Source organism: Mycobacterium sp., assembly GCF_049280035.1.
Lineage (GTDB): Bacteria > Actinomycetota > Actinomycetes > Mycobacteriales > Mycobacteriaceae > Mycobacterium.
The window spans coordinates 1-6,689 of record NZ_JBAPPI010000550.1 but is presented as its reverse complement, the minus strand read 5'-3'; the positions used below and the strand labels follow the sequence as shown (position 1 = coordinate 6,689).

At 67.1% G+C, this 6,689-nt stretch carries 6 protein-coding genes and 1 pseudogene; 4 read left to right on the top strand and 3 right to left on the bottom strand.

Annotated features, from left to right (window positions below):
- The coding region (locus WAN71_RS17895) for a class I SAM-dependent methyltransferase (protein WP_422226616.1) at window positions 1-866 on the top strand (866 nt) is incomplete at its 5' end.
- Complete coding sequence (locus WAN71_RS17890; RefSeq protein WP_422226615.1) at window positions 863-1,501, top strand: class I SAM-dependent methyltransferase; 639 nt, start codon at window positions 863-865, stop codon at window positions 1,499-1,501. The genes WAN71_RS17895 and WAN71_RS17890, both read left to right, overlap by 4 nt.
- Here the strand turns inward: WAN71_RS17890 and WAN71_RS17885 are convergent.
- From WAN71_RS17885 to WAN71_RS17875, 3 genes are all read right to left on the bottom strand, one after another.
- Complete coding sequence (locus tag WAN71_RS17885; RefSeq protein ID WP_422226614.1) at window positions 1,491-2,138, bottom strand: nitroreductase family protein; 648 nt, start codon at window positions 2,136-2,138, stop codon at window positions 1,491-1,493. The genes WAN71_RS17890 and WAN71_RS17885 overlap by 11 nt on opposite strands.
- 66 nt (window positions 2,139-2,204) lie before the next feature.
- Window positions 2,205-2,939 (bottom strand): DUF899 domain-containing protein, encoded by a 735-nt coding sequence (locus tag WAN71_RS17880; protein ID WP_422226613.1) that lies wholly within the window; start codon window positions 2,937-2,939, stop codon window positions 2,205-2,207.
- A gap of 27 nt (window positions 2,940-2,966) precedes the next feature.
- Window positions 2,967-3,725 carry an SDR family oxidoreductase gene (locus WAN71_RS17875; RefSeq protein ID WP_422226612.1) on the bottom strand — a complete coding sequence of 253 codons (759 nt, stop codon included), beginning with the start codon at window positions 3,723-3,725 and terminating at the stop codon, window positions 2,967-2,969.
- Window positions 3,726-3,894: 169 nt separating this feature from the next.
- Between WAN71_RS17875 and WAN71_RS17870 the strand changes: the two genes are divergently transcribed.
- On the top strand, window positions 3,895-4,842 hold the full coding sequence (locus WAN71_RS17870) for a sigma-70 family RNA polymerase sigma factor (protein ID WP_422226611.1): 948 nt from the start codon (window positions 3,895-3,897) through the stop codon (window positions 4,840-4,842).
- Between the two features lie 123 nt (window positions 4,843-4,965).
- A pseudogene (locus tag WAN71_RS17865) lies at window positions 4,966-6,689 on the top strand (cation-translocating P-type ATPase); the annotation flags it as partial.

Sequence of the window (6,689 nt, the reverse complement as noted above, 5' to 3'; positions counted from 1 at the left end):
TGGTTGCCGCAGCCCGGGCGCTCGCCACCAAAGCCGAAAACCCCCTGATCGATGACCAGTTCGCCGAACCGCTGGTCCGAGCCGTCGGGGTGGACTTCCTGACGAAGTTGGCCAGCGGAGAGCTGGCCGCCGCCGACGTCGATGACGACGAGTCCAGCTGGAAGCTCGAGCACATGCCCGAGGCGATGGCCGTCCGCACCCGCTTTTTTGACTCGTTCTTCCTCGAGGCGACGCAGGCCGGAATCCGCCAAGCGGTGATCCTGGCGTCGGGTCTTGACGCCCGCGCCTACCGGTTGGACTGGCCCGCCGGTATGACGGTATTTGAGGTCGACCAGCCTCAGGTGATCGCGTTCAAGACCACCACCCTGGCCGATCTGGGCGCCGAGCCGACAGCCGACCGCCGTGCGGTCGCCATCGATCTGCGCAACGACTGGCCGGCCGCGTTGATCGAGGCGGGTTTCGACCACACCCAACCCACTGCCTGGATCGCCGAGGGACTGCTCGGTTATCTGCCGCCCGAAGCACAAGACCGCTTGCTGGACAACATCTCCGCGCTCAGCGCCGCCGGCAGCCGACTGGCCACCGAGGCTATCCCGGACATGTCGGACGTCGACCACGATCAGGCGCGGGAAAAGATGCGCAGGGCCACCGAAAAATGGCGTGCCCATGGCTTCGACCTCGAATTCTCCGAACTCGGATATGAGGGCGATCGCAACGACGTTGCCGCCTATCTGGACACGCTGGGCTGGCGGTCGACTGGTAAACCGATGAGCCAGCTGCTGACGGACCTCGGCCGTCCGCCGATCCCGCAGGGCAACGACTCGGTGTCGGTGGCCGACACGATCTACTACACGTCGACCAAGTGACCGCGCCAGCGCAACGCCGCGGGTTCAACGACGCCATCACAGGGTTCTGGAGTTGGGCGGCCCCGGCCTACAACCTGCCGTTTTTGCAGCAGTGGGTATACCGCCCCGCGCACGACGAGGTGGTTGCGCAGCTACGCGCGCACTCCTCTGCGCGGGTTGCCGACATTGCCTGCGGCACAGGCATTTTAGCTGACCGCATCGAACGCGAACTGCATCCCGGCGAGGTCTACGGTCTGGACATGTCTCAGGGCATGCTCAAGCAGGCCCGCGCCCGTTCGACAGGTGTGCGGTGGCTGCGTGGTCCCGCCGAGCAACTTCCGTTTGACGACGGGACGCTGGACGCGGTCGTGACGACATCAGCGTTTCACTTCTTCGACCAACCCGCGGCGTTGCGTGAATTCCACCGGGTGCTGTCATCCGGCGGGCTGGTGGCGGTCTCGACTCTCAGCGCGCGCCAACTCCTCCTGCAGGGGCCCGCGACCAGCAAATGGAAGCCGGCGCACCACCCGTCGCCCGCCGAGATGCGGCGCTTGTTCGAGGGCGCCGGCTTGACCATCGCGGAGCAACACCGGGTTCGGCGGCCGCTGTTAACCCGGGCCATCTCCGACTTGATCACGGTCGGCATCAAGGCCTGACGAACTCAGCTGCCGGCTCGTCCCAGCGGTCGAGGTTAACCACCTCGGTTAGCGGCCGGCGACGCACCGGTCCGTGCCTGCCTTTGGGCCAGCCCACCACGATGTGCCCGGCGACCATCCAGTCGTCGGGCACGCCGACGGCGTTCCGCAGCAGCTGCTCGCCGCCATAAGCACCCCAGCTGGTCAGACACGCGCCCAGACCCTGGGCGCGCGCAGCCAACAAGAAATTCTGCATCGCCGGAAAGATCGACCCGCCGAGCAGCAGCTCGGAAGCTGTCGGAAAATGCTTCTGCGCGAACAGAACTGACGTGAATTCGCCGGCCCGATCGTGCAGCTCGTAGGTCGCGCGGTTGGTACGGGCCCGCCGGCTGTCGTCGTCGGCGGCCGGCCGACTCATCCCGTAGACGGGCTCGATCATCTCCAAGGCGTGGGCCGCCGCCTTGGCCACCACAGCCCGCTGCTCGGCTGACCGCAGCACGATGAAACGCCAGGCCTGAGCGTTGGCGCCGGACGGCGCCCACATCGCCGCTTGCAGACAACGCGTCAGCGTGGCGTCGTCGACCGGTTCGTCGGTGAACCGCCGGATCGTGCGCGCGGTCGACAGCACCTCCCAGACGTCACTGGTTGCTCTCGGCATACCGGCTCCCTTCTGGTGTCACTCCCAGAAGAAAACCTACTGCGGTCGCGGACCGTGCTTGCGATGTCAGGTGCGCGGTGGACGCGGGTCGTTGGGATCGGTCGGATCAGGATCGCCGAACCAGCGCGACGGCACGTGCTCGCCGTATGCGTCGTGCCAGTCCCACCATTCGTAAGGGGGACTCTGCGGGTAGCCCTCCGGCGAATCCTCCCAGGTCTCCTGGCGGCCGAGCGCCGTCATGTCGAGGTAGGTCCAGGTATTCTCGAACGCCTCATCGCCGCGGTTGTTGATGAAGTAGGTGCGGAACACCTGGCCGCCGTCGTGGATGAACGCATTGGTGCCGTGCCATTCGTCCACGCCGAAGTCGGCGTCGAAACTGTCGGTGATCGTGTACCACGGCACCTTCCAACCCATCCGGCCCTTGATGCGCTCGAGGTCGGTCTGCGGGGCGTGCGAGGCGAATACCAGCGTGGTGTCGCGGGCGTTCAAGTGAGCAAGGTGGGGAACGTGGTCCGCCACCATGGAGCAGCCGCGGCAGCCATGCTCGGGCCAGCCTTCTGTGCCGGGCTCAATGAAGGCGCGGTAGACGATCAGCTGACGGCGACCCTGAAAGAGGCCCAGCAGGTCGACCTTGCCGTCGGGTCCGTCGAACTCGTACTCCTCCTCCACCGGGGTCCACGGCATCCGCCGCCGCTCGGCGGCCAGCGCGTCACGGGCGCGGGTCAGCTCCTTCTCCTTCACAAGCAGTTGCCGGTGTGCAGCCTCCCACTCCTGCGCCGACACGATCGGGGGTGTTTGCATTGCGGTCTCCCTTCGGTTTCGGTGCGATCAGGCCAGCGGCGAAAGGCCTGCGGCACTAAGCATGTACGCGAGGTGGTCCGGATGTCCGCCGGTCGCTAGTTCCACAACGGATTTCCCGGCTTGTTCAGGGGTGAGCACTGGCCCGCGATTCTTCAAGAAGGTGTCGACGTCAACTCCTTCCCACGCGGCGTAGGCCGCCACTGCCGGCGCGCCTAGGTCGGTGGCCGGGGTCAACTGCGGGAGAACCGACACGAAGTCGATTCCCAGTCCGGCCCGTTGCGATTCGATGGCGGCGTAGCCGGTGATGAACCTGACGGTGGCCTTCGCTCCCGCGTAGCCGCCACTCAGTGGCGATCCGTTGACCGCTGCGCCACTGGAGATCGCGATGACCGAGCTGCCCGATGCCAGCGGGCGCTGCAGTGTTTCACGGATCCAGTGGAATGCTTGCGCAACGTCGACGTTCCAGTTCTTGCTGAAGGTCTGCCAGCTCTGCTCGGATAGCCGGCTGATGTGTGGAGCGGCCCCGGCGCACAGCACCAGCGTGCGCGGCCGGTGCTCCGCGACGAGCCGGCTCGCTGTCGCTGGATCGGCCGCATCGGCGGCGACCGCAGTGAAGCCGTCGCCTAACACGTCGCATACCTGGTCGAGGTGCTCACGGCTGCGGGCGACACCGACAACCTGTGCACCCGCTGCCATCAGGGCCGCGGCGATGCCCCGGCCGAATCCTCGGCTCGCACCGGTCACGATCGCTGTCGTGCCGGCGAGTCCATCGGTTGCTGCGCTCATGGTCATGGCTCCTTTTCGGCGGTGCATCTCGGTGACTTCGATGCCTGCACTAATGCAGATACGTCCGGCCACCACGATTCATCGCCGCCGGACCGATGAATTTGGGCCGCGGGGTGTATCAGTAATTGGTAGCGCTTGGAGCCGCACAGGACGCGGAGGAGATAGGACCGTGCCAGCCCAGGAGGATTTCATGGCGCAGGCGGCGCCGTATCGTGGCGAGTTGATCGCGCATTGCTACCGCATGCTCGGCTCGGCGCATGATGCTGAGGATCTTGTTCAGGAGACCTATCTGCGCGGTTGGCGTGCATACGAAAGATTCGAGGAGCGGGCAGCGCTGCGCACCTGGTTGTACCGCATCGCGACCACGGCATGCTTGCGGGCTCTGGAGAACCGTGCTCGCCGGGTGTTGCCGGCCGGCGTCGGCGCCGCCTCGGTTGACCCGAACATCAGCCTCGACGTGAGCGGCGATACGTATGACTGGCTGGGGCCATTCCCGGACGCGCTGGCCCCCGAACCGTCGTTCGCTGCACGGGAAAGCATCAGGTTGGCATTGGTGACAGCCCTACAGGAGCTACCGGCACGCCAACGTGCTGTCCTGATCCTCCGGGATGTCCTGCAGTTCAGCGCCGCCGAGGCCGCCGAGGTTCTCGAATCCACGCCGGCGGCGATCAACAGCGCCTTGCAGCGCGCCCGCGCCCATCTCGCCGAGGTCGCGCCCGCCGAGGAGAACGTGGCCGAACCCGAGGACGCCCAGCTGCGCGCCCTGGTCGACCGGTACTGCGCCGCCTTCGAGAACGCTGACGTCGCGGCCCTCACCGAATTGCTGCAAGCCGACGTCAGGCTGGAGATGCCGCCGCTGGCTGCCTGGTTCACCGGGCGCGATGCCGTGATGGGCTTCCTCACCACCCGCGCCATCGCCCCGGCGGGCGATATCGTGATGGTCCCCACTGCCGCCAATGGGCAGCCCGCTGTTGCCGAGTACCGGCGGGCCGCCGATAACGTCATGCGGGCGCATTCGATACATGTCCTGGATACTGGGGCGGCAGGGGTCGCCGCACTGACCGTGTTTCTTGATCCCGGGCTGTTTTCCGCGTTTGGTCTGCCGCCAACCCGGTGATCCGTGTCGGGCGGGTTGCTGCCGCAGTCAGTCGCCGCCAGGTCCACCCGGCGCGTTTCGTGTGGACAGTTCGTTAAGACGTCATAAGTATGGGCGCGGTAGACGTTGTTTGAAGGGTGAGGAATGAAGGTTCCGGGCGTAGCCGCCGTTGTCGGCGGGATAACCGGCGGAGCAGTAGAGATGTTGCAAGCCGGCGTGGAAGGTGTTGCGAACACCGCAGATGCTCTGCAGACGCTGGCCGGCCCGGTGGTGAATTCGGTGAGTCAATCGGCCGGCCGATTTCTCGGCACGGGTGGTTCGTCTAACGGCAGCCGAGACGGCGCGACGGCGACCCTGCGTTGGCAAAGCGGGCGGCGGGTGCACCTGGACCTCGATACATTGCTGCCGTTCCCGCGCTGGCACGACTACGCGGCAATGGTCGAAGAGCCGGTCCGCAGGGTTCGGGGTGTGGCCACCGCCCATGTCGAGGGTTCGTTGGGCCGGCTGGTGATCGAACTCGAGGACGACGCCGACAGCGACCGCGTCTTGGATGAGGTGCGCGACGTGGTTTCCGCCGTGGCCGACGACCTGGCCGCCGCAGGACCGGAACCGGAAATCCGAACCGCGCCCTTCGCCGACCCGGGTAACCCGTTGGCGATCCTGGTGCCGCTCACCGCCGCGGCCTTCGATGCGGTTGCGATCGGCGCCGCAGTCACCGGCTGGGTGGTCAGGTTGCCTGCGGCACCGCGTACCACCAGAGCGGCGGCTGCCCTGCTCAACAATCAACCGCGGATGGTGTCATTGCTCGAGTCGCGACTCGGCCGAGTGGGCACCGATCTCGCGCTCAGCGCGTCGACGGCGGCGGCCAACGGATTGACCCAGGCCGTCGGCACTCCGCTTTTGAACCTGATGCAACGAGTCCTGCAGATCTCCGAAGCCGAGGCGCATCGTCGCCGCTGGCGAGACCGCGAGCCGCAGCTGGCCTCCCCTGGCCGGCCGCAAGCCCCGGTGGTCCCCATCATCTCGTCAGCCGGCGCCAAATCGCAGGCCCCACGGCACCACTGGGCAGCCGCAGCGGCGGGCGAGGCTTCGCACGTCGTGGTCGATGGCGCCATCGATGCAGCCATCGACACCGCGAAGGGATCCATGGCCGGGCCGGTGGAGGAATATGTCAACCAGGCCGCTAACGGTTCGCTGATCGCGGCCGCGAGTGCGTTAGTCGCCGGCGGTGGCCCCGAGGACGCGGCCGGTGCGGTGCTGGCCGGAATACCGAAGGCCGCGCACATGGGCCGTCAGTCCTTCGCCGCGGTGCTGGGCCGCGGCCTTGCCGACGACGGACAAATGATCCTCGATCCGGGCGCTCTGCGTCGCCTCGATCGGGTGAAAGTGGTCGTCATCGACGGCGCTGCGCTGCGCGGTGATCACCGCGCCGTGTTGCAGTCCCGCGGCGATGTCTCGGGCTGGGACGACGACCGAGTCTATGAAGTCGCCGACGCGCTGCTGCACGGTGAGGAAGCACCCGAGCCCGACCCCGATGAGTTGCCCGCCACCGGTGCGCGCCTGCGGTGGGTACCTGCGCAGGAGCCGTCGGCCACTCCCGCCCAAGGTCTCGAACACGCCGACCTCGTGGTCGACGGCGAAATGGTTGGCCACGTCGAAGTCGGCTGGGAGGTCGACCCGTTCGCGGTTCCGCTGCTACAGATCGCGCACCGGACCGGAGCCCGGGTGGTGTTGCGGCATGTGGCGGGCACCCAGGATCTGGCCGCCAGCGTCGCCGCCAGTCATCCAAGCGGCACTCCGCTGCTGAAGCTGGTGCGCGAACTGCGGGCAGATCGCGGACCGGTGCTGCTGATCACCGCGCTGCACCG